The sequence below is a fragment of the Luteibacter sahnii genome (assembly GCF_034063545.1).
Taxonomy (GTDB): domain Bacteria; phylum Pseudomonadota; class Gammaproteobacteria; order Xanthomonadales; family Rhodanobacteraceae; genus Luteibacter; species Luteibacter sahnii.
This window is the reverse complement of record NZ_JAQLOK010000001.1, coordinates 564,572-589,165: the sequence shown is the minus strand read 5'-3', so window position 1 is coordinate 589,165 and position 24,594 is coordinate 564,572. Positions and strand designations below refer to the sequence as shown.

20 protein-coding genes are annotated in these 24,594 nt (G+C 67.3%); 10 read left to right on the top strand and 10 right to left on the bottom strand.

Annotated features, from left to right (window positions below; all coding sequences use genetic code 11):
* Nucleotides 1-48: 48 nt before the first annotated feature.
* Together PI246_RS02745 and PI246_RS02740 are read left to right on the top strand one after the other, a co-directional pair.
* Nucleotides 49-1,503, top strand: coding sequence for a DUF4139 domain-containing protein (locus tag PI246_RS02745; RefSeq protein ID WP_320549751.1), 1,455 nt, complete (start codon nucleotides 49-51; stop codon nucleotides 1,501-1,503).
* 27 nt (nucleotides 1,504-1,530) lie between these two features.
* Nucleotides 1,531-2,292: an enoyl-CoA hydratase/isomerase family protein gene (locus tag PI246_RS02740; protein WP_320549750.1), complete on the top strand. Its 762-nt coding sequence runs from the start codon at nucleotides 1,531-1,533 to the stop codon at nucleotides 2,290-2,292.
* Between the two features lie 12 nt (nucleotides 2,293-2,304).
* Here PI246_RS02740 and PI246_RS02735 read toward each other — a convergent pair whose 3' ends face one another.
* The 4 genes from PI246_RS02735 to lgt form a co-directional block, all read right to left on the bottom strand.
* Nucleotides 2,305-3,237 (bottom strand): Nudix family hydrolase, encoded by a 933-nt coding sequence (locus PI246_RS02735; RefSeq protein WP_320549749.1) that lies wholly within the window; start codon nucleotides 3,235-3,237, stop codon nucleotides 2,305-2,307.
* On the bottom strand, nucleotides 3,237-3,725 hold the full coding sequence (locus PI246_RS02730; RefSeq protein ID WP_320549748.1) for a dihydrofolate reductase: 489 nt from the start codon (nucleotides 3,723-3,725) through the stop codon (nucleotides 3,237-3,239). Before PI246_RS02730 ends, PI246_RS02735 begins: the two co-directional genes overlap by 1 nt.
* 129 nt (nucleotides 3,726-3,854) lie before the next feature.
* On the bottom strand, nucleotides 3,855-4,649 hold the full coding sequence (locus PI246_RS02725; RefSeq protein WP_320549747.1) for a thymidylate synthase: 795 nt from the start codon (nucleotides 4,647-4,649) through the stop codon (nucleotides 3,855-3,857).
* Nucleotides 4,650-4,658: 9 nt separating this feature from the next.
* Complete coding sequence (gene lgt / locus PI246_RS02720) at nucleotides 4,659-5,480, bottom strand: prolipoprotein diacylglyceryl transferase (protein WP_320549746.1); 822 nt, start codon at nucleotides 5,478-5,480, stop codon at nucleotides 4,659-4,661.
* 129 nt (nucleotides 5,481-5,609) lie between these two features.
* Here lgt and PI246_RS02715 point away from each other — a divergent pair, with 129 nt between their 5' ends.
* The 3 genes from PI246_RS02715 to PI246_RS02705 all read left to right on the top strand — a co-directional run bounded on the left by PI246_RS02715 (nucleotide 5,610) and on the right by PI246_RS02705 (nucleotide 13,916).
* Nucleotides 5,610-7,589, top strand: coding sequence for an alpha/beta hydrolase family protein (locus PI246_RS02715; RefSeq protein ID WP_320549745.1), 1,980 nt, complete (start codon nucleotides 5,610-5,612; stop codon nucleotides 7,587-7,589).
* A 101-nt stretch (nucleotides 7,590-7,690) separates the two neighbouring features.
* Nucleotides 7,691-10,612, top strand: a complete 2,922-nt coding sequence (locus PI246_RS02710) for a TonB-dependent receptor domain-containing protein (RefSeq protein ID WP_320549744.1) — start codon at nucleotides 7,691-7,693, stop codon at nucleotides 10,610-10,612.
* 280 nt (nucleotides 10,613-10,892) lie between these two features.
* Nucleotides 10,893-13,916, top strand: coding sequence for a TonB-dependent receptor (locus PI246_RS02705; RefSeq protein WP_320549743.1), 3,024 nt, complete (start codon nucleotides 10,893-10,895; stop codon nucleotides 13,914-13,916).
* Between the two features lie 876 nt (nucleotides 13,917-14,792).
* Here the strand turns inward: PI246_RS02705 and PI246_RS02700 are convergent.
* From PI246_RS02700 to PI246_RS02685, 4 genes are all read right to left on the bottom strand, one after another.
* Nucleotides 14,793-15,293 carry a TPM domain-containing protein gene (locus PI246_RS02700; RefSeq protein WP_320549742.1) on the bottom strand — a complete coding sequence of 167 codons (501 nt, stop codon included), beginning with the start codon at nucleotides 15,291-15,293 and terminating at the stop codon, nucleotides 14,793-14,795.
* Complete coding sequence (locus PI246_RS02695) at nucleotides 15,293-16,189, bottom strand: TPM domain-containing protein (protein ID WP_320549741.1); 897 nt, start codon at nucleotides 16,187-16,189, stop codon at nucleotides 15,293-15,295. Before PI246_RS02695 ends, PI246_RS02700 begins: the two co-directional genes overlap by 1 nt.
* Nucleotides 16,189-16,812, bottom strand: coding sequence for a LemA family protein (locus PI246_RS02690; protein ID WP_320549740.1), 624 nt, complete (start codon nucleotides 16,810-16,812; stop codon nucleotides 16,189-16,191). The genes PI246_RS02695 and PI246_RS02690 overlap by 1 nt, the downstream gene beginning before the upstream one ends.
* Before the next feature lie 158 nt (nucleotides 16,813-16,970).
* Nucleotides 16,971-17,342, bottom strand: a complete 372-nt coding sequence (locus PI246_RS02685) for a diacylglycerol kinase (protein WP_320549739.1) — start codon at nucleotides 17,340-17,342, stop codon at nucleotides 16,971-16,973.
* Nucleotides 17,343-17,653: 311 nt separating this feature from the next.
* On the opposite strand from PI246_RS02685, the gene PI246_RS02680 reads away from it, so the two are divergent.
* From PI246_RS02680 to PI246_RS02660, 5 genes are read left to right on the top strand one after another with little or no spacing between them, the layout of a single operon-like run.
* A complete protein-coding gene (locus tag PI246_RS02680) occupies nucleotides 17,654-19,189 on the top strand; it encodes a peptide MFS transporter (protein ID WP_320549738.1) in 1,536 nt (511 codons plus the stop codon).
* A 50-nt stretch (nucleotides 19,190-19,239) separates the two neighbouring features.
* Nucleotides 19,240-20,520 carry an ATP-binding protein gene (locus PI246_RS02675; protein ID WP_320549737.1) on the top strand — a complete coding sequence of 427 codons (1,281 nt, stop codon included), beginning with the start codon at nucleotides 19,240-19,242 and terminating at the stop codon, nucleotides 20,518-20,520.
* Entirely contained in the window at nucleotides 20,517-21,098 is a 582-nt protein-coding gene (locus PI246_RS02670; RefSeq protein WP_320549736.1) for a response regulator transcription factor, read from the top strand. Before PI246_RS02675 ends, PI246_RS02670 begins: the two co-directional genes overlap by 4 nt.
* A 2-nt stretch (nucleotides 21,099-21,100) precedes the next feature.
* Complete coding sequence (locus PI246_RS02665; RefSeq protein ID WP_320549735.1) at nucleotides 21,101-22,276, top strand: sialidase family protein; 1,176 nt, start codon at nucleotides 21,101-21,103, stop codon at nucleotides 22,274-22,276.
* Nucleotides 22,273-22,731: a thioredoxin domain-containing protein gene (locus PI246_RS02660; RefSeq protein ID WP_320549734.1), complete on the top strand. Its 459-nt coding sequence runs from the start codon at nucleotides 22,273-22,275 to the stop codon at nucleotides 22,729-22,731. The genes PI246_RS02665 and PI246_RS02660 overlap by 4 nt, the downstream gene beginning before the upstream one ends.
* A 31-nt stretch (nucleotides 22,732-22,762) precedes the next feature.
* On the opposite strand, the gene PI246_RS02655 is transcribed toward PI246_RS02660, so the two are convergent.
* Both PI246_RS02655 and PI246_RS02650 read right to left on the bottom strand, forming a co-directional pair.
* Entirely contained in the window at nucleotides 22,763-23,686 is a 924-nt protein-coding gene (locus tag PI246_RS02655) for a sensor histidine kinase (RefSeq protein WP_320549733.1), read from the bottom strand.
* A 98-nt stretch (nucleotides 23,687-23,784) separates the two neighbouring features.
* A complete protein-coding gene (locus PI246_RS02650; RefSeq protein WP_320549732.1) occupies nucleotides 23,785-24,513 on the bottom strand; it encodes a response regulator transcription factor in 729 nt (242 codons plus the stop codon).
* Between the last annotated feature and the right edge of the window lie 81 nt (nucleotides 24,514-24,594).

The window sequence follows — 24,594 nt, the reverse complement described above, 5'->3', positions numbered from 1 at the left end:
TCATCTCTCCCCGGTATGATCCGGCAGGGCATTCAAGGAGAGAGATACATGCGTCGCACCCTCGCACTCGCGATCGCCTTCGGCATCGCCCTTCCCGCCTTCGCCGCCGACGAGCGCACCACGCTCACCCTCTATCGCGCCGACAACGACCAGCTGTTCGCCACCAATGGCGACGCCGTGTCGGGCGACGGCTACGCCGTGGTGCACGAACGCCGCGCGTTCGACCTCAAGGGCGGCACCCAGGATCTCTCCATCGACGGCCTGCCGTCCGCGCTCGACAGCGAAGCGCTCAGCCTGCGCTTTCCCGGCAAGGGTATGCGCGTGGTCTCGCAGCGCCTGCTGCTTGGCGAAGGCTTCGACGCCGCCATCGCCGGGCTCACCGGCAAGCAGGTGACCGTCATCGGCACGGCGGGCGAGACGATCGCCGCCGGTACCCTCGTCCGCGCGGGGGATCCCATGGTCATCCGTGACGGCAGCGGGCAGACCAGCGTGGTGAAATCGTTCGCCGCGCTGCGCGCGGCCGACGCGGGCGACATCGCCCGTGGCTCGACGCTCCAGGTCCGCGTGGCCGGCGGCGCGGCCGGGCGCACCACCGCACAGCTCGACTACCCCACCTCCGGTCTCGGCTGGCGTGGCGCCTACGTTGCCACGCTCGCGCCGGGCGCCACCTGCCGCATGGACGTGGACGCCTCGGCGAGCATCGCCAACCGCAGCGGCCGCGACTGGAAAGACGTGACGCTCAAGCTTATCGCGGGCGACGCGAACCGGGCCAAGGCGGCGCCGCAGCCACGCATGTTCAAGACGTTGGCCGCACCCGCGCCGATGGCTGCCGACATGGAAGCGATGCCAACGCAGGCGACGCTGGGCGACCTGCGCACCTACACGCTGCCCACCGCCGTCGACCTGCCGGATGGCAGCGTCACGCAGACGCCGCTCTACGATCGACACACCATCGATTGCGAGCGCGATGCCGTGTACGACACGCAGACGCGCTACTACGGTTCGCAGCCGCGCACCGAACGCGAGATCGGCATGGCGCCGAACACGCCCATCGTCTCCACCGTGCGCTTCAAGGCGTTCGACAGCCTGCCCGCCGGTTACGTGCGCGTCCTGACCACCGACCGTGACGGCAACGCCGAACTGCTCGGCGAGGGCCGCCTCGACGACACCCCGAAAAACAAGGACGCCACCGTCACCCTCGGCAACGCGTTCGACCTCACGGCGACACGGGAGCAGACCGCGTTCACCGCCGACGTGGCCGCGCACCGGATGGACGAGAGCATCCGCATCACCGTCACCAATGCCGGCGATGCGTCGCGCACGGTCACCGTGCGCGAACACCCCAGCCGCTGGCGCGCATGGACGCTAACGTCGTCGTCGGTGAAACCGACGAAGAGCTCGGCGGATGAACTCACGTTCAAGCTGGAGGTGCCTGCCAACGGCACCGCCACGCTGGACTACGCCGTGCGCTATACCTGGGCCGCCAGCGACGTCCGCCCCTAAGCCACCTCACCCTCCCGGAACACGCCCATGCTCGACATCCTTCCCCACGACGGCGACATCCACGAGATTCGCCTGGCCCGCGCGCCGGTCAACGCGATGGACACGGCGCTGGTCGACGCCCTGCGAGAAGCGGTGCGGAACGCGCCCGCCAACGGCGCTCGCGGCATCGTCCTTTCGGGAGCCCAGGGCATGTTTTCGGCGGGTGTGGACGTGCCCGCGTTGATCCAGCGCGATCGCGCGGGCGTGCGTGCATTCTGGGAAGCGTTTTTCGCCATGTGCGGCGCGGTGGCGGCCTCGCCCGTGCCGACGGTCGCCGCCATCACCGGGCACAGCCCGGCGGGCGGGGCCGTGCTTTCGCTGTTCTGCGACTACCGGGTGATGGCCCACGGCGTCTACAAGATCGGACTCAACGAAGTGCAGGTGGGGCTTTCGGTACCCGAACCCATCCAGTACGCCATGCGACGGATCGTCGGCCCCTATCGCGCGGAGCGGTTGCTCACGGCGGGCGCGCTGGTGGACGCCGAGCAGGCCCATGCGATCGGCTTGGTGGACGAACTCGCGACGGTGGAACAGGTGGTCACCCGCGCCGTGCTCTGGCTGGGCGACCTCCTGAAGCTGCCGTCCAAGGCGATGCTTCGCACCCGAGCGATCGCCCGCGCGGATCTGGTGGCCATGTGGGGCGACACCACGGGGTTGCTGGACCCCGGTTTCCTCGACGACTTCTTCGCCGAGGAAACGCAGGCCGTGTTGCATGCCCTCGTCGCGCGGCTAAAAGCCCCTAAGGCATAACGGCGCCGCGCGTCAGGCGCGCCAGAACGCCCGGATGCCCGCCGTGCCCTGCCCGGCATGCATCCGCGCCTCGGCGACCTCGTGAGGGCCCACGCCGCCCAACGCGAACACGGGCAGCGCCGCGGCCTCGGCAAGTTTCGCGAAGCGCGGCCACCCCAGCGGCTCGGCGCCCGGATGGCTCGCCGTCGGCATGACCGGCGACACGGTCGCGAAGTCGCATCCACATCGCACCGCCATCGCCAGCTCGTCGGCGTCATGGCATGAGGCCGCCACCCACTGCGACGGCGGCAACGGACGGGCATCGAGTTCGCGCAACTGGGCGGCGGACAGGTGAACCCCCAGCCCCAGTTCGCGCGCGCCCTCGATATCGCGATTGAGCAACAACGACGCACCGAACCGGCGCAGTTCGGGAAGCAGGCCGGCGGCGCCTTTCCTTGCCTCGGCCAACGACACCGACGGCAGGCGCCATTGCATCAGCCGCTCGCCGCGGGCCAACGCGGCCCGCACGAGCGTCGCCGCGCGCTCGACGGAGACGTCGGACGGCGTGACCGGATAGTGCTCAGGCAGGCGTAACGCGGCAAGAATGGCGCGATCGGCCGGTGCCAGGAGGGAGGGATCGACGTCGCGCGGATCGCGCCAGTCGATCGCGGCGGCATCGAGCGCGGCCGGCACGCCGCTCCAGGCCCGGACGATCACGGCATCCAGGCACAGGGCGCGCTCGCCGTACGACCACGGCACCCGGATCAGCGGCTCGAACGAGAGCGGATCGACGGCGATGCCCAACTCTTCGTCGAGTTCGCGCACCAGCGCCGCGGCGGTATCTTCGCCCGCTTCGAGCTTGCCACCGGGGAACTCCCACCGCCCCGCCAGGTGCTTGCCCGGCGGGCGCTGCGCGAGCAGGACGCGGCCGGCGCCATCCACAAGCACGCCGGCGGCGACATGCATCATGAATTGCGTACGTACTTGACCATGTCGAAGGCGTGGGCGTGGTCCTTATCCGCCTTGTGCGGAATGCGCGAGACCTCGGTCCACTGCTTGAAATCGATGCCGGGGAAGAAGACGTCGGCGCCGTCGAAGGTGTTGTAGACCCAGGTCAGGTAGAGCTCGCGGGCGTACGGCAGCGCCTCACGAAACACTTCACCGCCACCGATCACCATCAGGCCGGTGTGACCGCAGCTGGCCTGGGCCTCGGGAATGGAGCGCACGGTGATCTGGCCGGGGAACGGCGCCTCGCCCTTTCGCGACAGCACGTAGTTGACGCGGTCCGGCAAGGCCCGGCCGATGGATTCGGCCGTCTTTCGGCCCATCAGCACCGCACGCCCGACGGTCAGTTCCTTGAAGTATTTCAGGTCGTCCGGAAGATGCCAGGGCAACCCGCCCTGCTTGCCGATGGCAAGGTTTTCGTCGAGCGCGGCAACCAGGTGAACGGCCATGGAACTTCCTTTCGTGAAGACGGTGGTGGGAGGGCGTCACGGGGACAACCCGAGGCGGAATGGTAGTCCGCCCGACCCGGGAGCGGAACTAACGGGCGTTTGATCGGGGCATGGCGATGCCGCCTGCGTTCAGACGGCGACCGGTGCCTTGATGGCCGGATGCGGGTCGTAGTCGACGATGCGCACGTCGTCGAAGCGAAAATCGAACACCGAGCGAACGTCGGGATTGAGCTCCAGTTTCGGCAACGGGCGCGGCTCGCGGCCCAGTTGCAACCGCGCCTGCGCCTCGTGGTTCGAATACAGGTGCGCGTCGCCGAGGGTGTGCACGAAGTCGCCCGGCACCAGGCCGGTGACCTGGGCGATCATGTGCGTCAGCAAGGCATAGCTGGCGATGTTGAAGGGCACGCCGAGGAAAATGTCACCGGATCGCTGGTAGAGCTGGCAGGAGAGTTTTCCGTCCGCCACGTAGAACTGGAACATCGTGTGGCACGGCATGAGTGCCATCTTCGGCAGCTCGCCCACGTTCCACGCCGACACGATCAGCCGGCGCGAATCCGGGTTGCGGCGGATCTCGTCCACCACCCAGGCGATCTGGTCGACCGTGCCGCCGTCGGCCGTCGGCCAGGCGCGCCACTGGTGCCCGTAGACCGGCCCGAGGTCGCCGTTCGCATCGGCCCATTCGTCCCAGATGCTGACGCCGTTGTCCTTGAGGTAGGCGATGTTCGTGTCGCCCTGCAGAAACCAGATCAGCTCATGGACGATCGAGCGCAGGTGCAGTTTCTTCGTGGTGACCAGCGGAAACCCCTGCGAGAGGTCAAAACGCATCTGCCAGCCGAACACGCTGCGCGTGCCGGTGCCGGTGCGGTCGGCCTTCGGCGTGCCGTGATGCAGGACATGGTCCAGAAGCTGGAGATAAGGCTGCATGACGTCGACTCAGGCGGTGGGCGCGGGCGCCGTCGGCGCATACGGCGCGCGACGCGACATCGCCAACAGCAGGATACCGACCGCGATCAGCGGCAACGACAGGATCTGGCCCATCGTGACCCAGCCGAACGCGAGGTAGCCCAACTGCGCGTCGGGCACGCGCACGAACTCGATCGTGAAACGGAACACGCCGTAGAGCAGCGCGAACAGTCCGGAGACGGCATAACGGCGGCGCGGCTTCATGGAGAAGATCCACAGCACGGTGAACATCACCACGCCTTCCAGCGCGAACTCGTAGAGCGGGTTGGGATGGCGCGGAAGCCGGTCGGGCGCATTGGGGAAGATCATGCCGATGGGCAGGTCGGTCGGCTTGCCCCACAACTCGCCGTTGATGAAATTGCCCAGGCGACCCAGTCCGAGGCCGAGCGGCACGAGCGGCGCGACGAAGTCGACCGCGTCGAAAAACGTTACGCCGTTGCGCCGCGACCACCAAAGACCCGCGATCAACACGCCGAGCAGGCCGCCGTGGAACGACATGCCGCCGTCCCACACGCGGAAGATTGCGGCCGGATCGGTCCAGACCCATTGGATGGGCGTGTAGAACAGCATGTAGCCCACGCGCCCGCCCAGCACCACGCCCAGCATCGCGTAGAACATGAGGTCGCCGAACCGCTCGGCGTCGACCGGCAGCCGGCCCTGGCGCCGACGGTATTCGCCCAGGGCCCAACCGCCCAGGAAGCCGCCCAGGTACATCAGTCCATACCAGTGAACCTTGACGGGGCCGAGCGAAAAGGCGACGGGGTCGATAGCGACAACGAAGGGAGCGGACATGGACGGGCCTGGTCGGAGCAGGCGGATAGTGTAACGGCCTTGCCGGAGGCTGGGGATTGGGATATATCCCGCGCAGGCGCCACCGGGGAGGTGGCGCCATGGACGCTAAACCTCAGGGGACCTACACCGATGACGCCTCGCCTTGTGCGGCCGCTGCTGGCCGCGCTTTGTCTTGCCCTGCCCGCCACGGGCGTTTTCGCCGACACCCTTCCGGTGGCGGATTTCGCCCGCCACGCGCCGCTCACCTCGCCCGAGCTGTCGCCCGACGGCAAGCATCTCTCCGTGATCTACAACGACCCCGACGGCAAGACGCACGCCATCGCGGTCTACGCCGTCGGAGACATGAGCCACCCGACGGCCCTGCTCCGCCTGCCGCCCTACGACATCCCCGCGCAAATGATCTGGGTGAGCGCGACGAGGCTGGTGGTGGCGCGCGGCAAGCAGGACGGCTCGATCGGCAACACCAGCTACACCGGCGAATTGATGGCGGTGGACGTCGACGGCAAGAACCCCGACTACCTCTACGGGTACGAGAGTTTCGGCAAGCGCGCGGCGACCCGCTCCACCGACCGGGGCTGGGGCTTCATCGAAGGCACCCCCACCAAGACCAACGGGCACTTCTACATGCGGGCCACCTCCTGGACGCAGCAGGACCACAGCGTGCTCTACGACGTGGACGCGTCGACCGGGGTCCGCCACCAGATGGCGGACATCGCCATCGGCGGGCTGAGCTACATGGTCGGCGCGGACGGCACGCCCCGTTTCGCGTACGGCACCGATGATAATTTCAACTACGTCGTCTTCCGTCGCGACGGCGACGGTTGGACGCGCCTGGGCGACGACGTGACCCGGCAGACGTTCCGGCCGATCGCCCAGGTGGCCGATAGCCAGCGTATCTATGCGATGGACAGCCCCGACGGCCAGGGCGGCGAATTCGTCGAGCAGGACGAGAACGGCGCCAACCGAAAGCGCCTGGCCTACAACGATTTCAGTACCGTGAGCACCGGCGGCCTGTGGACGCCGGCCCCCTTGCGTCCCTTCGGCACGACGTCCACGACCGGCATCCCCAGCGTCACGTACTTCGACCCGAACGAATCGATATCGAAGCTTCACCGGGCCCTATCGGCGAAGTTCCCGGGTGAGTTCGTCCGGTTCGTCGACTTCAGCGAAGACGGCTCGCAATTGCTGTTCGCCACCGTGAGCGATCGCGATCCCGGCCGCTACATGCTGATCGACACCCATACCTATAAGGTGACCGGCCTGTTCGCGGTGGAGCCGTGGATCGATCCGGCGAAGATGAACGAGCGTCGCCCCCTGCGCTTCAAGGCCAGCGATGGCAGGGAGCTCGAAGCGATCCTGACGTTCCCCAAGGACAAGAGCCCGACCAACCTGCCGATGGTGCTGCTGCCGCATGGCGGCCCCCACGGGGTATCGGACGACTGGTATTTCGACCGGGATGCGCAGTTCCTCGCCAGCCGGGGCTACCTGGTGCTGCAGGTAAACTACCGCGGCTCCGGCGATCGCGGCACGGCGTTCGAACAGGCCGGCTGGCTCAAATGGGGCACGCGCATCCAGGACGACCTGCTGGACGGCGTGAAGTGGGCGGTGAGCGAGCATTACGCCGATCCGAACCGTGTCTGCGTGTATGGCGCGAGCTTCGGCGGCTATTCCGCCATGATGACCGCCGAGCGGGCGCCCGCGATGTTCAAGTGCGCCGTCGGCTACGCCGGCATCTACGATCTCGACATGATGTACAACAAGGGTGACATCAAGGATCGCAAGAGCGGCGTGAGCTACCTCACCCATGTCATCGGTCGCGATGCCGCCGACCTCGCGGCCAATTCGCCCGTGCACGGCGCCGATCGCATCACGGTTCCCGTGCTGCTGGTGCATGGTGAAGATGACGAACGCGCGCCTTTCGCCCAGTTCAAGGCGATGAAAGCCGCCCTGGACGCAGCCCACAAGCCCTACGAGACGCTGACCAAGGCGGGAGAGAAGCACGGTTTCGTCAAGCCCGAAAACGTCGAGGAGTTCTACACCCGGCTGCAGGCCTTCCTCGACCGCCACATCGGCGACGGCGCCCCTGCCACATCCACGGCCGCGCCGTAAGGCCCGACGGGGCAGTTGCCCGCCCCCCGCCGCACGCGTTATTTTGCGTGGATCGCAAGCCCGGATGCGGGCCGGCGGGGGATCGGGAGGTTTTCGGGGTCATGTACGTCCATTCCAGGCACGAGCGTCACCGTGGCGTGCGCCGACGGTCGGCGCGGGTGCTGGCGCTTGCGTCGTGCCTCGCCAGCGCCGTGGCCGGGGCGCAAGACGCCTCCCCCGCCCCCACGCTCGCGCCGGTCAACGTCACGGTCACGGGTTCGCGCATCCGCGGTATCGACGTAGAGACCGCGCAGCCGGTCTTCACCATGAATCGCCAGGCGATCCAGGCCACCGGGCTTACCGACCTGGGTGACGTCGTCATGCGGCTGCCCTCCGCCGCCACCCCCGAAGTCACACCGCAAGACACGCTGTCGTCGAGCAACGACGCGGGCGGCCGCTACGCCAACCTGCGCAACCTCGGCGCGGTACGCACGCTGGTGCTGGTCAACGGTCGCCGCTGGACGAGCAGCGTGGGCGGCCTGACCGACCTCTCCAGCATCCCCGTCTCCATTGTCGAGCGGATCGAGGTGCTGCGTGATGGCGCATCGTCGATCTACGGCTCCGACGCCATTGGCGGCGTGGTCAACATCATCACCACCGACCGCTTCGAAGGCGCGTCGGCCGACGTGCTCTACGGCGTGAACGGGCGTGGCGACGGCGCCCGGAAGAACGGCAACGTCACCTGGGGCAAGAGCACCGAGCGCAGCTCGGTCATTCTCGGCGCCACCTACGACGACGCCGACGAGATGCTCGATCGCGAACGGGCGCTCACCCGCTACGCCAACGGCCCGCGGCATCCCGACGACGGCTACGGCATGGGCGCTTACGGCGGCGTGGTCGATCCGCGCGCACCCGGCACGGCCGGTGCCGGACGCTACGCAAGCGACGGCGCCTGGGTGCCGAACCGATACGTCGTGGACCACCCCGGCGGTCGCGTCGGCGACACGTCCGACCTGGCCGACTACCACCTCTACGATCCGGCCAGCAACGCCGACAAGTACGACACCACGCACGACATGACCTTTCGCGCGGGCAGCAAGCTGCGCAACCTCTTCGGCACCGGGCGCTACAACCTCACCGATGACATCGCCCTGCGCGGCATGGCGACCTACGGCGTGCGCGACACGCGCTGGCGCGCGGCCGGCTATCCGTTGCAGAGCGGCTCGGGCCGCGCGGATGGGCTGGTCATCGACCCGGACAACGCCTACAACCCGTTTCCCGGCGAGGCGACGTCCTTCTTCCGCCGCCTCGCCGAATTGCCGCGCTTCAGCTGGGCACGGAGCAAGACGTTCCACGCCGATGTGGGTCTGGAGGGTACCTTCCCGTGGGGTGAACACACCTGGGCCTGGGACGTCACCTACGCCTACGCCGAAACCCGATCCGACCTCACCACGAGCGGCGACATCGATCTGGACCATGCGCGCAAGGCGCTCGGCCCCACCGCCACGGTGGACGGCCGCCTCGCCTGCGCCGACGCGGCCGACCGCGCCGCCGGCTGCGTGCCCTGGAACATTCTCGCCGGTCCCGGCGGCACCCCCGACGCAGTGTGGCGCTACGTCGCCACCACCGGTCAGTCGCGCCAGGTCAGCCGCAACAACGACGTAATCGCCAACCTCACCGGCGGCCTGGCCGACCTGCCCGCGGGCATGCTTCGCCTGGCCGGCGGCGTGGAGCATCGCCAGGAAAACGGCCGCTATCTCCCCGACGCCGCGGCGTCGCAGGGCCTGACCACGCAGCTGGCCAGCGCACCGACGCGCGGCGGCTACATCGTCAACGAGGCCTACCTCGAACTCGACATACCGCTGCTGGCCGACCTGCCGCTGGCCCACGAACTGGCGGTGAACGCATCGTCCCGCTATTCGCACTATTCCGCTTTCGGTGGCGGCACGCGCAGCAAGTACAGCATCCGCTGGAAGCCGTTCGATGACCTGCTGCTGCGCGGTACCTACGCGGAAGGATTTCGCGCCCCGACGGTGGCCGACCTCTACGGCGGCACCGCCGAGAGCTTTGAAAGCTTCATCGACCCGTGCGACAGCGCCTACGGCGCGGCCGCTGGCGACGCCGGCGTACGGGCCCGTTGCGCCGCGGCGGGCGTTCCCGCCGGTTACCGTCAGGTGGACCCCAGCGGCGCCCCGATCAACTCCTCGACCGGCGGACAGAATCCCGTCGCGTTCCGCACCGGCGGCAATCCGTCGCTTAAGCCGGAGTCGTCGATCACGCGCACGGCCGGCCTGGTCTACAGCCCGGGCTTCGCGGACGGGCTCGACGTGACGCTCGACTACTACAAGGTCGACATCCGCGACGTGATCACGCCGATCCTGGCGAGCGACATCCTCAACTTCTGCTACGTCCGAAACGACCCGACCTATTGCGGCCGCTTCACCCGCACGGCGGACGGACGCATCACGACGCTGGACGAAAGCCTCGCCAACCTGGGCTCGTTGCGCACCGAAGGCTACGACCTGGGCGTGCATTACCGCCTGCCCAGCACGCGTTACGGTGAGTTCGCCGTGCTCTCGGACAGCACCTACCTGAAGGATTTCTCCCAGGCACCCAGCGCTGGCGCCGCGCCCCGGCAGCTCGCCGGTTACATGGACAACCTGCAGGGCCTCTACCGCGTTCGCTCCAACCTGTCGCTCGACTGGAGCCACGAGCGGTTCGGTGCCACGTGGACCGTGCGTTATTTCTCAGGCTTGAAGGACGCGTGCTGGTCGGCCACCGAAGAATGCAACCGTCCGGAGACGATCAACGCCCTCACTGGCGCCAATGGCGTGAACCGCAAGGGATCGGTCGCCTTCCACGATCTCCAGCTACGCTGGCAGGCACCGTGGAATGGAAGCTTCCGCCTCGGCGTCAACAACGTCTTCGGCCGCAAGGGACCGATCTACTACGCCGCGTCGAGCGCGGGACAGGGCAGCGCGCCCTACAACCCCGCGTTCGATATCGACCGGTACATTTACATGGGTTATCAGCAAACGTTCTGAGCCCTGATCAGCGCAGTGCCGAGGCGTTTTTCGCCCCTCTCCGACGGCTGTCGCATCCATCGGCCGATTCCCTGAACCGCCGGATCGCATGATCGCAAAGTCTTGCGAACCCGTGACGCACCCGTTATGGTCGTGTGACGCCGCCATGCGCCCAGGGGTTTGGCGCGGCGTGGGTGTCCCCACACCCGAAACCCTGCGTGACCCCCAACGAGTGCCGCACGCGGCGCTACTACAAGCTGTTCAGCCTTGCCGAAAGCGCAGGGCCAGGGAGACTTTGACCATGACTAACCGTACCCTGCTCAAGCGCACCGCGCTGGTGTCGGCGCTTGGCGCCTGCCTGCTCGCCGGTTCCGCCTACGCGCAGAGCACCGTGGGCGACATCTACGGTACCGCCGCAGCCTCGCAGACCATCCAGGTGCAGAACCTCGGCTCCGGCGCGACCCGTGCCGTCCCCGTCGCCGAAGACGGCCGCTACCGCGTGTCGTCGCTGCCGGTGGGCAGCTACCGCATCAACGTGCAGCAGAACGGCCAGACCGTGTCGAGCCGCGACATCAACGTGGTGGCGGGCCAGTCGGCGCAGGTGAATTTCGCCGCCGCGGGCACCTCGGCCGCCCAGGCGCTCGACACCGTCACCGTGTCGGCCAGCGCGCTCGCCCAGATCGACGTCGCCACCGTCGAATCGCGCACCAGCTTCACCGCCGACCAGCTCGACAAGCTGCCGGTGCCGCGCAACGTGGTCGACGTGGCCGCGCTCACCCCCGGTACGACCAAGGGCGACTCCCGTTTCGGCAACCTGCCGTCGTTCGGCGGGGCGTCGGTGGCGGAAAACAGCTACTACGTCAACGGCTTCAACGTCACCAACCTCTACAACAACCTGTCGTTCTCCGAAGTGCCCTTCCAGGCCATCGAGCAGCTCGACGTGCAGACCGGCGGCTACGGCGCGCAGTACGGGTTCTCCACCGGCGGCGTCACCTCGGTGATCACCAAGCGCGGCACCAACCAGTGGAAGGGCGGTGCCAGCTGGGTCTACCAGCCGGCCTTCGCGCGCGAAAACGAAGACAAGACCTACCGCAAGAACGGCACGCTCTACCGCAACTACGATCGCAACTCCGACAACGACAACGTCTACTCGGCGTGGCTCGGTGGCGCGCTGGTGAAAGACAAGCTCTTCTTCTACGGCATCTTCCAGTCGCACAAGGCGAGCTCCACGCTCTACCCCGTCGCGCCGGGTACCGGCACGGGCAACGCCACCACGGCGGCCACCCGCACCAAGGACAGCGATCCGTTCTACCTGATCAAGCTCGACTGGAACATCAACGACAGCAACATCCTCGAATACACGGGGATGAACAACACCCAGCACCAGACGAGCAACTACTTCACCGCCAACTACGCGCAGGACGGCACACCGTCGACCACGGCCTTCCGTGGCCAGCGCCGGGTGAAGACCGGTGGCGACGTCAACGTGTTCAAGTACACCAGCTACATCACCGACGACTTCACTGCCAGCGCGCAGTGGGGCAAGATGAAAAGCAAGAACTCGTCCGACTACATCAGCCCGGACGGCACGCACACCCGCTACGACGGCAACATCAATGGCCCGCGCACCGGCTGCCCGTACGTCATTGACGCCCGCGACAGCACCACCAACGGCCTGACCTCGCCCTACGCCTCGTGCTACCTCGCCTCCACCACCGACATCTTCAACGGTGAAGACCAGCGCACCGCGTGGCGCGTCGACCTCGACTGGAAGCTCGGCGACCACGACATCGCCGGCGGCTTCAGCCGCGAGAAGTGGCGCTCGCAGAGCGGCCAGAGCTACGCCGGCGGCGTGCTCTACTACTACCAGACCGACACGGACGGTTCGCTGCACGGCACGCCGGGCCAGGATTTCGTGCAGGTGCAGAACTACCGCACGGGCGGTTCGGTTGCCGTCGACCAGAAGTCGTGGTTCCTGCAGGACAACTGGCAGGTCACCGACACGTTCCTGGCCTACGTCGGCGTGCGCAACGATTCGTTCACCAACAAGAACGGCGCCGGCCAGAACTTCGTCCGCCAGGGCAATATCTGGCAGCCACGCCTGGGCTTCTCGTGGGACCTCTTCGGCGATGCCACCACGAAGATCTACGGCACGGCCGGCCGCTACTCGCTGCCGATCGCCGCGAACGTCGCCCTGCGCGCCGCCACGGCGTCTTACTACACGATGCAGGATTACGCCTACGCTAACGTCGATGGCCGCGGCATCCCGCAGCTGGGCGGCGCCCTGGGTCCGGTGCAGATCGTCAACGGCGAGAACGGCACCACGCCCGACCCGCGTTCGGTGGCCAGCCGCGACCTGAAGCCTTACTCGCAGGATGAATACATCCTCGGCATCCAGCACCGCATCACCAGCGACAATGCGTTCTTCAACGACTGGGTGGTGGGCGCCAAGGCGATCTACCGCAAGCTCAACAACGCCATCGACGACACCTGCGACTGGCGTCCGTTCTACGCCTATGGCCAGTCGCTGGGCCTGAACGTCGGCAACGATCCGTTCACCCCGCCGGCGAACATGCCTGGCTGCTACATCTTCAATCCGGGCAGCAAGCTCACCCTGAACCTCGATCTCGACGGCAGCGGCCAGCTGCGCGAGGTGACGATCCCGGGCGACAAGCTGGGTCCGAAGGCCAAGCGCAGCTACCAGGCCGTCGTGCTCACCGCCGAAAAGGCCACGAACGACTGGTACGTCAATGCGTCGTACACCTGGTCGAAGAACTACGGCAACACCGAAGGCCTGGTGAAGTCGGACAACGCCCAGACCGATACCGGCACCACCAGCGCCTTCGACTACCCGGAGCTGATGAACGGTTCGAACGGATGGCTGCCGAACGACCGCCGCCATAGCTTCAAAGTGTACGGCGGCTACAAGTTCACGCCGGAGTGGTCGGTGGGCGTCAACGGCCTGCTTGAGTCGGGTCGTCCGACCAGCTGCTTCGGTGGCGGCTCGGGCGTGCCTTACGGCATCCCCGGTTACGCCTCGGCCTACTTCTACTGCGAAGGCCAGGTCGACTCGCGTGGACACGGCAAGCGCCTGCCGTGGAACTGGTCGCTCAGCCCGAACGTGGTCTACACGCCGGCGGCGGTGAAGGGCCTCACCGTCCAGCTCGACGCGATCAACGTGCTGAACAACAGCAAGCCGATCGCCGTGAGCGAAATCGGGGAGCGAGCCAACCAGACGCTGTACGCCACCACCTACCGCGTGCCCACCTACTACCAGACGCCGCGCTACTTCCGTCTGATGGTCCAGTACGACTTCAGCCTGTAACGAAAAAAAGAGCCGCCCCCCGGGCGGCTCTTTTTTGGTTCTTCGCGACAGTGCGGGGATGTCGCATGGATGCAGGCCTGCCGCCAGCTCGGACGGCGAGGCCCGAGCCTTCGGTGTCCACCCTCGCTGCTCGGGCAGTCCTCCGCGTTCGACAGGGACGGCCGCTGACGCGGCCCGAGTACCTAAGTGGCCTTCGGCCGCTTCCTTGTGCGGAATTCGCCTCGAGGGTGGACACCGAAGACTCTCCCCATGACTGAGGCGGCGTGTTGTGAGAACCGTTTCAGCCTAGCGGCCACCGCGGCGAGCCAGTGAGCTTCACGTCGCTCCGCCCAACAACGCCGGTCAACTCGTCGCGACGTCGGATACCCGTTGTCGGGCTGGCGTTTCACATATCACGCAGCGCTTGCGCAGATCAGTCATCGAGCGCCTGCCGCTCTCCTATCACCCGACCTCACCGCTCGGAAGAGACCTTGGTGTCCACCCTCGAGGCGAGTTCCGCACAAGAGGGCGGCCGCAGGCCGATTAGCACATGGGCCGCGTCAGCGGCCATCCCTGTCGAACGCGGAGGACTGCCCGAGCAGCGAGGGTGGACACCAAGGTCTCCCTGCGACACCGCCCAGGTGCAACGCGCTCTGGCGCTACAAGGTCACCACAGCGCCACGACCCGCGGGTGGGCCGCGTCAGCGGCCATCCCTGTCGAACGCGGAGGACTGCCCGAGCAGCGAGGGTGGACACGAAAGGCTCTGGCCTCACGGCCTCACCGTCCGGGCCGCCGACGACGCCTGTATTCACGCAGCGTCCCACGGACTTCCGTGCAGAACGCTTTTTGGAACCATGAAACCGACGTAGCGCATCCTGCGCGCGACCGCACCCTCCTCAGAGCACCAGGGGCCGATCCGGCAACTGGTTTTCCCGGGGCGTGCCGTCGCCAGGGAAATGCGTGGCCAACAGCTCCCCGGCCTCTTCCACGCCGGTCAACAGGCCGTCGCGGAAGCGCCCGGCGGCGAACGCCTCGCGCATGTGCGCGGCGATGGCGTCCCACTCGTCTTGCGCTACGCGGTTGACGATGCCACGGTCGGCGACGATCTCGATGCGATGCTCGGCGAGCAGCACGTAAAGCAGCACACCGCAGTTGTCGTCGGTGTCCCAGACACGGAGATGGGCGAACAGCATCGCGGCCCGATCGCGCGCGGTAAGACCCTGCGCCACCGCCATCGCGGGCAGACGCGATTCGATCGCCACGCGCAGTTCGCCACGATGCCGCCGCTCGCCATCCGCGACACCCTGCATGACGGCATCGAGCACGTCGGGCGGAAACACCCGGCCGAGGCGGAACCATTCACCAAAGAGGTTTTGACCGATCCGTCGTATGTCCATTACCAGTTCCCCGACGCGCCGCCGCCACCGAAGCTACCGCCGCCGCCACTGAAACCGCCTCCCCCGCCTCCGCCACCGAAACCGCCGCCCCCGCCGAAGCCGCCTCCGCCCCAGCCACCGAACCCGCCCCAGCCGCCGCCGCCGATCGAGCGGCCGGCACCGAGGGGAATGGCCATGAACAGCGCGCCGGCGATGAGGCCGATCACGCCGCCGACCAGGGAATGCATGAACAGCCAGCCGAGCCCACCCGTCACCGCGCCACCCAGCGGCATGCGCACGCCGAGGGGCGCGCGACCGAGCACGCCGCGCAGGAACAGCACGCCGAAGATCAGGGGCAACAGGAGGTGGCCGCCGCCGTTACGCCGCTCGTGGGCGTCGTCAGGATTCACCGGTGGGGGCAACGACTCGCCCTGCACGATCTGGGTGATGGCGTTGAGCGCTTCGTTGATGCCGCCGTAGTAGTCGTTGGCGCGCAGCTTCGGCGCCATGTATTCGCGGATGATGCGCGCCGCGATCGCGTCGGGCAGCGCACCCTCCAGGCCGTATCCCACTTCGATACGCACCCGGCGGTCGTTCTTCGCCAGCAGCAACAGCACGCCGTCGTCGGGCCCCTTGCGGCCGACCTTGTTGGTCTCGGCGACCTGGAGCGAATAGCTCTCCAGATCGTCGGGCTGCGTCGTGGGCACCATCAGCACCACGACCTGAGCCCCCTTGGCTTTCTCCAGCGCCACCAGTCGCGCGTCGAGCTGGTCGACCTGCGCGGCATCGAGCGTGCCGGTGAGGTCGGTGACATGCCGCGTCAGCCGCGGCACGGCGGGCTCGTCGGCCGCCGGCGCCGCCCGGGGCGACACCAGCAGCGCGAAAGCCAGCAGCAGCCCCGCGGCGGCGCGACGCATCAGCGCGCGGCCGAGGTGGCCGGGGCAGGCGCGCCGCCGAAGTCCACCGTCGGGGCCGTGGAAATGGCCTTTTCGTTCTCCACGCTGAAGTTCGGCTTCACGGCGTAACCCATCACCTTCGCGGTGAGGTTGGTCGGGAACGAGCGGATCAGGGTGTTATACGACTGCACGGCATCGACGTATCGCTTGCGCGCCACCGTGATGCGGTTCTCGGTGCCTTCGAGCTGCGCCTGGAGGTCGCGGAACGACCCGTCGGCCTTCAGCTGCGGGTAGTTCTCGCTGACCACGAGCAAGCGCGAAAGGGCGCCGGACAATTGCCCCTGCGCGGCCTGGAACTTCGCCAGGGCGGCGGGATCGTTCGCCTGGTCGGGACTGAGCTGAACCTGCCCGACCTTGGCGCGGGCGTTCGTCACCTCCGTGAGTACCCGCTCCTCGTGCTGAGCGTACCCTTTGACCGTGTTGACCAGGTTCGGCACGAGGTCGGCGCGGCGCTGGTACTGGTTGAGTACCTCGGACCAGGCCGCCTTCACGGCCTCGTCTTCGCGCTGGATCGCGTTGTAGCCGCAACCGGACAGAAAGCCGGCAAGCAGGACCAGGGCGACGGTGCGGATGAGTGTCTTCATGGCGACGATTCCTTGGATGTGCCGCACAAGGTATCGCAAAGCGCGTGATATCGGCGGCTAGCCAGGCGGTCTGGCCATCGGCAGGGCCTGTCCCGTGGTTTCCGCGGCCAAGGCATCCCGGGATCGCGGGCGTCGCCCGCCGGACCGGGCGACCAACCTCAGAAAAATCTTGGCCAGAGAATGAGCACCCAGCTCAGGACGACCATCACCAGGAGCAGGAACACCGCCGCCGAGCCCATATCCTTGGCCCGTCCGGCGAGTTCGTGGAACTCCGGACTGACCTTGTCCACCACAGCCTCGATGGCCGAGTTGAGCAGCTCCGCCGAGAGCACGAGCATGGGAAAGGTCACCAGCACGATCTTTTCGACAGCGCCGTTGCCGACCCACAAGCCGAGGGGCACGACCACGACGGCCAGGAACACCTCCAGCCGGAACGACGCCTCGTGACGGAAACACGCCTTCAACCCTTTCATCGACCACTGGAACGCCGCGAAAATCTGGCGCGGACCGCGCGGAACGTTGGACGCCATGGCGGTCAGACGCCCGTGGCGACCGCCGCGATGGCGATCCGGAGGGCGGACGGGTTGATGCGATGCGACATGGCGGACCGACGGCGGATAGCGGGAAAAGGCGCGCTACTATGCCACAACGCCCCCGTCGGGCGGTCCGGGCGCGCCGGAGCGCAGACGCACGTGGCGAATCGCCGCGCCCCTCTGGCAGCGCAGCACAACGCGTTGGACCATTTGGGTTACCCTTGACCAGTTATGGCCTCGTTCAGGGTCATGGCAACGGGAGCCGCGTTTTTTTGCGGCTCGCTGTGTCCAATGCGCACGGAATCTACATGGCAATCCAGAACCCGCCCGTTTCCCAGACCAAGTCGTTCAGCACGGTCTTCCTCATCGAAATGTGGGAGCGCTTCGGCTTCTACGGCATGCAGGTGCTGATGGTCACCTACATGGTCAAGAAGCTCGGCTTTGCCGAAGCCGACTCGAACCTCATCTGGGGCGCCGCGTCCGCCCTGATCTACGCCACCCCCGCCATCGGCGGCTGGATCGGCGACAAGTTCATCGGCACCCGCCGCACCATGCTGACCGGCGCGGTCGTCCTGATGTTCGGCTACGCGATGCTGTGGATTCCGACCAACAACGCGCTGTTCCTGTACGTGGCGTTGGGCGTCATCATCCTGGGCAACGGCCTGTTCAAGCCCAACGCGGGCAACCTCGTGCGCAAGATCTACGAAGGCGACGAGGTGAAGATCGACAGCGCCTTCACCATCTACTACATGGCGGTGAACATCGGCTCGACCATCTCGATGCTGCTCACGCCGTGGATCCGCGATTACGTCGGCCAGCACTACAACGACGCGCTGGGCTGGCACACGGCCTTCGGCGTCTGCTCGATCGGCCTCATCCTCGGCCTCATCAATTACTTCTTCATGCGCCACACGCTGGCCCACATCGGTTCGGCACCGGACGAGCGTCCGCTCGTGGCCCGCAACGTGCTGGGCGTGGCGCTCGGCGGCGTGGCGATCATCGCGGCGTCGGCGTACATCCTGCGCAACCAGGGCGTGGCCGAGGCCTGCGTGTACCTCGCGGGCGTGGTCATCCTCGGCATCTTCGTGCACCTGATCCGCTCGGTGGAAAAAAGCGAGCGCGCCGGCCTGATCGCCGCCCTGGTGCTGACGGTACAGACGATCTTCTTCTTCATTTTCTATCAGCAGATGTCGACGTCGCTGAATCTGTTCGCCCAGCGCAACGTCGACCTCGAGTTCAGCCTGTTCGGCATGCCGATCTTCCGCTGGATCCCGGAGCAGTTCCAGTCGCTCAACGCGATCTGGATCGTGATCCTGTCGCCGATCCTCGTCTGGATCTACAACACGCTCGGCCGGCACGGCAAGGATTTCTCCGTGGCCGCCAAGTTCGCGCTGGGCTTCGCCGCGGTCGCCGTCGGCTTCTTCATGTACGGCCTGGGCGCGCTCAGCGCCGTCGGTGGCCAGATCTCGTCGTGGTACATGGTCTGGGGCTACGGCTTCTACTCGCTCGGCGAGGTGCTGGTGAGTGGCCTGGGCCTGGCGATGATCGCTCGCTACGTGCCGGCGCGCATGGGCGGCTTCATGATGGGCGCCTATTACGTCGCCTCGGGCGTGTCGCAGTATATGGGCAGCGTGGTGGCCAACTTTGCCGCCATCCCCAAGGACATCACCGATCCGATGCAGTCGCTGCCGATCTACACCAGCCTGTTCAACAAGCTGGGGTTCGTCGGCATCGGGTGCACCGTGATCGCCATCGCCATGCTGCCGCTGATGCGCCGGCTGTCGCTGGATCACGCGCTGGCCGACGTGCCGCCCGTGCCCCCGGTGCACAACGAAGACCTGTAACACCCCGCGAAGGGCCGCCCCGGCGGCCCTTCGTCCATGAAGAGATCGACGTGAGCGACCACCTGCATTCCCCGACGTCCCGCTCCGGTCCTTTCGCGCTAGCGCGCACCCTCGCCTGGCTTCGCCTGTGCGCCATCGCCGGGCAGAGCGTCGCGATCCTTTCCTGCGTCACCCTGCTCAAGCTCGACGTCCCCCTGCTGCCCCTGATGCTTGGCGTATGCGTGCTGGCCGTGTTAGCGGCGGCCGCCTCCTTCCGCCTGGGCATGCCCTGGAAACTGACCGAAGGCGAGGCGATCGTGCACATCGCCGCGGACACGCTCGTCCTCGGCTACCTGCTCTACTTCACCGGCGGCGCCGCCAATCCGTTCGTGACGCTGCTCCTGGTGCCGATCGGCCTGTCGGCGGCGGCGCTTTCCATCGCCGGCGTGTCGCTGGTGGCGATCCTCACCGGCATGGCCTATGTGCTGCTGGTGCCCTATCACCTGCCCCTGCCGAGCCTGGGCAACAAGGGGCTGGATTTCGACCTCTACGTGGCCGGCCTCGGGGTGAACTTCGTCATCATGGCGATCCTGCTGGGCGTGTTCATCAGCAACCTCGCCAAGGCCATCCGCGTGCAGCAGGACGAAGTGCAGCGCGTGCGCGAGCGGGCCCTGCGCGACGAGGGCATCCTCGCCATCGCCACGCAGGCGGCCGGTGCCGCGCACGAACTCAACACCCCGCTCGCCACGATGCGCACGCTGCTGCCGGAGATCCGCCGCGATCACGCGGGCGACAATGCCCTGGGCGACGACCTCGACCTGCTCGAAAGCCAGGTCGAGCGCTGCCGCACCATCCTTCGCGAGATGGTGGCCTTCGGCAAGGCGCAGCTCTCCCAGGAGCCGGAGCGGATGACGCTCAACGAGTTCATCCACAGCTGCATGGAGCGTTTCCAGCTACTGCGGCCCGAAGCGGACGTCACCCTCGACGTTGAACCGAACGCCGGCCGCCTTCGCCTGCGCTCGCCGCCGGGCCTGCGCCACGCGCTGATCAACCTGCTCAACAACGCCGCCGACGCCTCCGCGCTCAACGACAGCGCGTCGGTATCGTTCGGCATCCGCATCGACGGACGCTGGCTCGAACTCGTCGTCACCGACGAAGGACCGGGATTCGACGAATTCGACGAACTCGGCACGCTCGGCCTGTCGCAGAAAGACACCGGCCTGGGCATCGGACTTGCCCTGGCCGAGGCCACGGCCGAACGCCTCGACGGCGAGCTCGCCGCCAGCAATACCGGCCACGGCGCCCAGATGCGCCTGCGCCTGCCCCTTTCGGTCATCGGAGACCTTGCATGAACGACCTGACGCCTCCCACCGGCCGCCCCCTGCTCATCGTCGACGACGACGCCACCTTCGCCCGGGTGCTCGGCCGCGCGCTCACCTCGCGCGGTTTCGAGGTCATGACGGCAGGCAACGTCGACGACGCGCGGGCGCTGACCCGTCGGCACCAGCCGCGCTACTGCGTGCTAGACCTCAAGCTCGGCGACGAGAACGGGCTGCGCCTGATCCCCGAACTCCAGTCGCTGGTGCCGGACATCCGCGTGCTGCTGCTCACCGGCTATGCCTCGATCGCCACGGCCGTGGAAGCCATCAAGCGCGGCGCGCACGATTACCTGGCCAAGCCGGTGGACGCCGACGCCGTGGTCCGCGCCCTGCTGGACGGCGACAACGGCCCCGCCGACGCCGACGACTTCGTCGATGCCCCGGACGCCCCGTTGCCGCTGCGACGGCTGGAGTGGGAACACATCCAGCGCGTGCTCACCGAATGCGAAGGCAATATCTCCGAGACCGCACGCCGGCTGGGCATGCACCGGCGCACCCTGCAACGCAAGCTCAGCAAGCATCCCGTGCGCGAACGTCCCGAGGACCTCTGACCATGCGTCGGCTCCTGCTGCTTGCCGCCCTGGCCGTCGCGCCCGCGATCCCGGCCCACGACATGCACGGCATGTCGATGGGCCACGAGGCGGCGTTCGGTTTCGATGCCGCCATTGACGCGAAGGGACGCCTGTGGGTGGTCGACACGATCGGCGAACACGTCCGCGTGCGGCGATCGGACGACATGGGCAAGGACTTCACCCTGACGACCATCGTCAATCCCACCGGTGAGCCGATCTACGCCGAGGGCGAAAACCGGCCGAAGGTCGCCCTCGGCCCCCACGGCGAGATCTACGTGACCTGGTCGCAGCCGCGCAAGGCGCCCTGGACCGGTTTCGTCCGGTTCTCGCGGTCGCTGGACGATGGTGCGCATTTCGACCTGCCCACGACGGTGCATGCCGACCGGGCCGAGATCACCCACCGCTTCGATGCCCTGGCCGTCGACGGCCAGGGCCGGGTCGTGGTGGCCTGGATCGACAAACGCGACCTCGAAGCCGCGACCCAAGCCGGCAAGCCTTACCTGGGCGCCGCCACCTACTACAGCTGGTCCACCGACCGGGGTGCGCATTTCGCGCCGGAGCGAAAGATCGTCGATCAGAGCTGCGAGTGCTGCCGCATCGCCCTCGCCCGCGCACCGGATGGATCGATCGACGCCTTCTTCCGGGCCATCTACGGCGACAACATCCGCGACCATGCCGTCGCGACCCTGCCGGTCGACGGCAAGGCACCCCAGGTGGCGCGCGCGACCTTCACCCAGTGGCACATCGAAGGATGCCCCCATCACGGCCCCTCGCTCGCGATCGACGCGGCGGGCGTAAAGCACGCCGTGTGGTTCAGCGCGGCGAACGACGCGCCCACCATCACCTACGGTCAGCTCGTGCCCGGCCAGCCCCCGCGCCATGCGGCCACCGTCGCGACCACCGGCGCATCGCACGCCGACCTTGCCGTGGATGGCCGGCGCGTGTGGATCGCGTGGAACCAGATGACGGCCGCGGGCCTCGATCTGATGCTGCGCGCATCGACCGACGGCGGAGCGCATTTCGGCGAGGCGAAGGCCATCGCGCATACCGATGGCGCGTCAGGCTGGCCGAAGCTGGTACTCGCCAATCACCAGGCGTTCGTGGCATGGAACCCCGGTGGAAGCTTCCGCCTGGTGCCTGCGGACGCGGCGCGATGAAGTACCTCGTCGCGATCGCCGCGCTGGCCTGCGCGTGCGCGGCCCAGGCCGCGCCGGTCACGCCTCTGGCGAAAGCGGACGTGACCGCCCTGCTGCTCCCCCCCGCGAAAGGCGCCAAGGTGATTGCGATCTGGGCGCTGGATTGCGCCTACTGCGAAGAAAACCTGTCCGCCTTGCTCGCCTGGCAACGGAGCCATGAGAACGTCGACCTCGTTTTCGTCGCCACCGACGCGATCGGCCAGGCAACTGCGCTGGAGGCCAGGCTCAAGGCCGCCAAGCTCGACGGCGTGCCGTCACGCGCCTACGCCGATCCAAGCCCGGAGCGGCTGAATTTTCTCATCGATCCAACGTGGGGCGGCGAGACGCCACGCACGCTGGTGATACGCGCGGACGGATCGAAGAACGCCTTGAGCGGCGCACTCACCGCGGAGCGTATCGCACGACTCATGCCCTAACGCGCCGGGCGATCGAGCCGCGCGGCGGCACTCAGGCTTCGATGGGATGGGGGTTCGGAAAGCGGATGCTCGCCACGCGGCTGGCGCCCGGCAGCGAGCGCAGTTCGAGCGGCCACTGGAAGCGGTCCGACAGGCGGCGTGCGATGGCCAGGTCGAAACCATGCCGATCCACCGACGCGTGCCGCCGGCTGCCCGGCTCGGGGGCATCCACGGCCGGATTGATGACGCTTACGCTGCCCGGCATGACGGTGACCACGATGGTGCCCTGGTCGGTCTGTTGCAGCGCGTGCCGGATGAGCTGACCGCAAAGCACGGCGAATACCCGCGGCGAGGCGTGCAGCGCGAACGAAGCCGGCTCGTCGAGGATCAACTCCACCGGGCGACCCGCGATCAGTTCGCGGGCGTAGTCCACTTCCTGGCGGAGCACCTTGTTGACCACGAAGTCCTCTTCGGCGAGGCCCTGGTCGGACTCGCGGGAGAGAATCAGGAAGGCCTCTACCAGCGATTCCAGCTCGCGGGTCGAACGACGGATGCGTTCGAGGGAGCGGTGACCGAACTCCGACAGCGACGTCTCCTCCGCCAGCATGTCGGACGACATCTTGATGACCGTGAGCGGGCTGCGCAGCTCGTGGCTGGCGTCGCGGGTGAAGTTGCGCTCCCGCTCGCCGTAGCCTTCGATGCGCGACGCCAGACCGTGGAGACCCTTCACCAACGAAGCCACGTCGTTATCCGAGCGCCGCTCGTCGCCGCTACGCAGGCCATCCATGTCGGGGCTTTCCGGGTCCCACGCTTCGAGCAGACGGGCCAGCGCCGCCACCGGCAGCCATTCGCGGGACACCGCCAGCCAGGCGAGGCCACCGGAGCAAAGCATGATCGCCACCGCGGCGCCGATCGGCGCCACGTTGTTGACGGCCATGATCGATGCGATCACGACCACCAGGGTCTGCAAGGTCATGACGACGGCGACGCGGGAGCGGAACGATCCGCGCCGGCGACGTCTATCCTGCGAACGGCCCTCTTCCATACGTCGCTACATCCAGCCCCGCGTCGTGATCAAGCGGTCTGGGACGCGGCGACTTCGGAATCGAGGTCGGCCAGGCGATATCCCGCGGAATGAATCGTGTGCAGCAACGGCCGGTCGAACGGCTTGTCGATCACGCGGCGCAGGTTGTAAAGGTGCGAGCGCAGCGTGTCCGAATCGGGAAGCGTGTCGCCCCAGATCTCGCGTTCGATGTCGCGACGGCTGACCACGCGCGGCGATTCGCGCATGAGGATGGCCAGCAGCTTCAGGCCGATCGGCGAGACGGTGAGCTCCTGGCCGCCACGGGTCAGGCGGAGCGTCGCCGTGTCGAGGGTCATGTCGCCCACCGTCAGCACCTCCGACGACACCTGGCGGCGATCGCGGCGGATCAGGGCACGCAGGCGGGCTTCCAGCTCGCGCACCTCGAACGGCTTGACGAGGTAATCGTCGGCGCCGGCCTCAAGGCCGACCAGCTTGTCTTCCAGCGTATCGCGCGCCGTCAGCATCAGCACCGGGGTGGATTTCTTACCGTCCTTGCGCAGCTTGCGGCACACGTCCAGGCCGTCCATGCCGGGCAGCATGAGGTCGAGCACGACCACGTCGTAGCTGTTGGACACCGCCAGGTGCAGGCCGCTCACGCCGTCGGCGGCGTAGTCGACCGAATAGCCACGGCGCTCGAGGAATTCGCCCACCATTTCGGCGATCTGGCGGTTGTCCTCTACGAGGAGTACCAGGCCAGCCTGTTCATCACGGTTGCTCATCGCTCGACTCCTCTTGGGCAGTTCACAAATGTGAAAAGTTAAAGGCCGGGCCAGTGAGTGCAACGTGAAGGCCAAAACCTG

Bases quoted from the DNA above. Each gene is read 5' to 3' on its own strand.
- PI246_RS02745 (WP_320549751.1), top strand. From the start codon at position 49: ATGCGTCGCACCCTCGCACTCGCGATCGCCTTCGGCATCGCCCTTCCC.
- PI246_RS02740 (WP_320549750.1), top strand. From the start codon at position 1,531: ATGCTCGACATCCTTCCCCACGACGGCGACATCCACGAGATTCGCCTG.
- PI246_RS02735 (WP_320549749.1), bottom strand. From the start codon at position 3,237: ATGCATGTCGCCGCCGGCGTGCTTGTGGATGGCGCCGGCCGCGTCCTG.
- PI246_RS02730 (WP_320549748.1), bottom strand. From the start codon at position 3,725: ATGGCCGTTCACCTGGTTGCCGCGCTCGACGAAAACCTTGCCATCGGC.
- PI246_RS02725 (WP_320549747.1), bottom strand. From the start codon at position 4,649: ATGCAGCCTTATCTCCAGCTTCTGGACCATGTCCTGCATCACGGCACG.
- lgt (WP_320549746.1), bottom strand. From the start codon at position 5,480: ATGTCCGCTCCCTTCGTTGTCGCTATCGACCCCGTCGCCTTTTCGCTC.
- PI246_RS02715 (WP_320549745.1), top strand. From the start codon at position 5,610: ATGACGCCTCGCCTTGTGCGGCCGCTGCTGGCCGCGCTTTGTCTTGCC.
- PI246_RS02710 (WP_320549744.1), top strand. From the start codon at position 7,691: ATGTACGTCCATTCCAGGCACGAGCGTCACCGTGGCGTGCGCCGACGG.
- PI246_RS02705 (WP_320549743.1), top strand. From the start codon at position 10,893: ATGACTAACCGTACCCTGCTCAAGCGCACCGCGCTGGTGTCGGCGCTT.
- PI246_RS02700 (WP_320549742.1), bottom strand. From the start codon at position 15,293: ATGGACATACGACGGATCGGTCAAAACCTCTTTGGTGAATGGTTCCGC.
- PI246_RS02695 (WP_320549741.1), bottom strand. From the start codon at position 16,189: ATGCGTCGCGCCGCCGCGGGGCTGCTGCTGGCTTTCGCGCTGCTGGTG.
- PI246_RS02690 (WP_320549740.1), bottom strand. From the start codon at position 16,812: ATGAAGACACTCATCCGCACCGTCGCCCTGGTCCTGCTTGCCGGCTTT.
- PI246_RS02685 (WP_320549739.1), bottom strand. From the start codon at position 17,342: ATGGCGTCCAACGTTCCGCGCGGTCCGCGCCAGATTTTCGCGGCGTTC.
- PI246_RS02680 (WP_320549738.1), top strand. From the start codon at position 17,654: ATGGCAATCCAGAACCCGCCCGTTTCCCAGACCAAGTCGTTCAGCACG.
- PI246_RS02670 (WP_320549736.1), top strand. From the start codon at position 20,517: ATGAACGACCTGACGCCTCCCACCGGCCGCCCCCTGCTCATCGTCGAC.
- PI246_RS02665 (WP_320549735.1), top strand. From the start codon at position 21,101: ATGCGTCGGCTCCTGCTGCTTGCCGCCCTGGCCGTCGCGCCCGCGATC.
- PI246_RS02660 (WP_320549734.1), top strand. From the start codon at position 22,273: ATGAAGTACCTCGTCGCGATCGCCGCGCTGGCCTGCGCGTGCGCGGCC.
- PI246_RS02655 (WP_320549733.1), bottom strand. From the start codon at position 23,686: ATGACCTTGCAGACCCTGGTGGTCGTGATCGCATCGATCATGGCCGTC.
- PI246_RS02650 (WP_320549732.1), bottom strand. From the start codon at position 24,513: ATGAGCAACCGTGATGAACAGGCTGGCCTGGTACTCCTCGTAGAGGAC.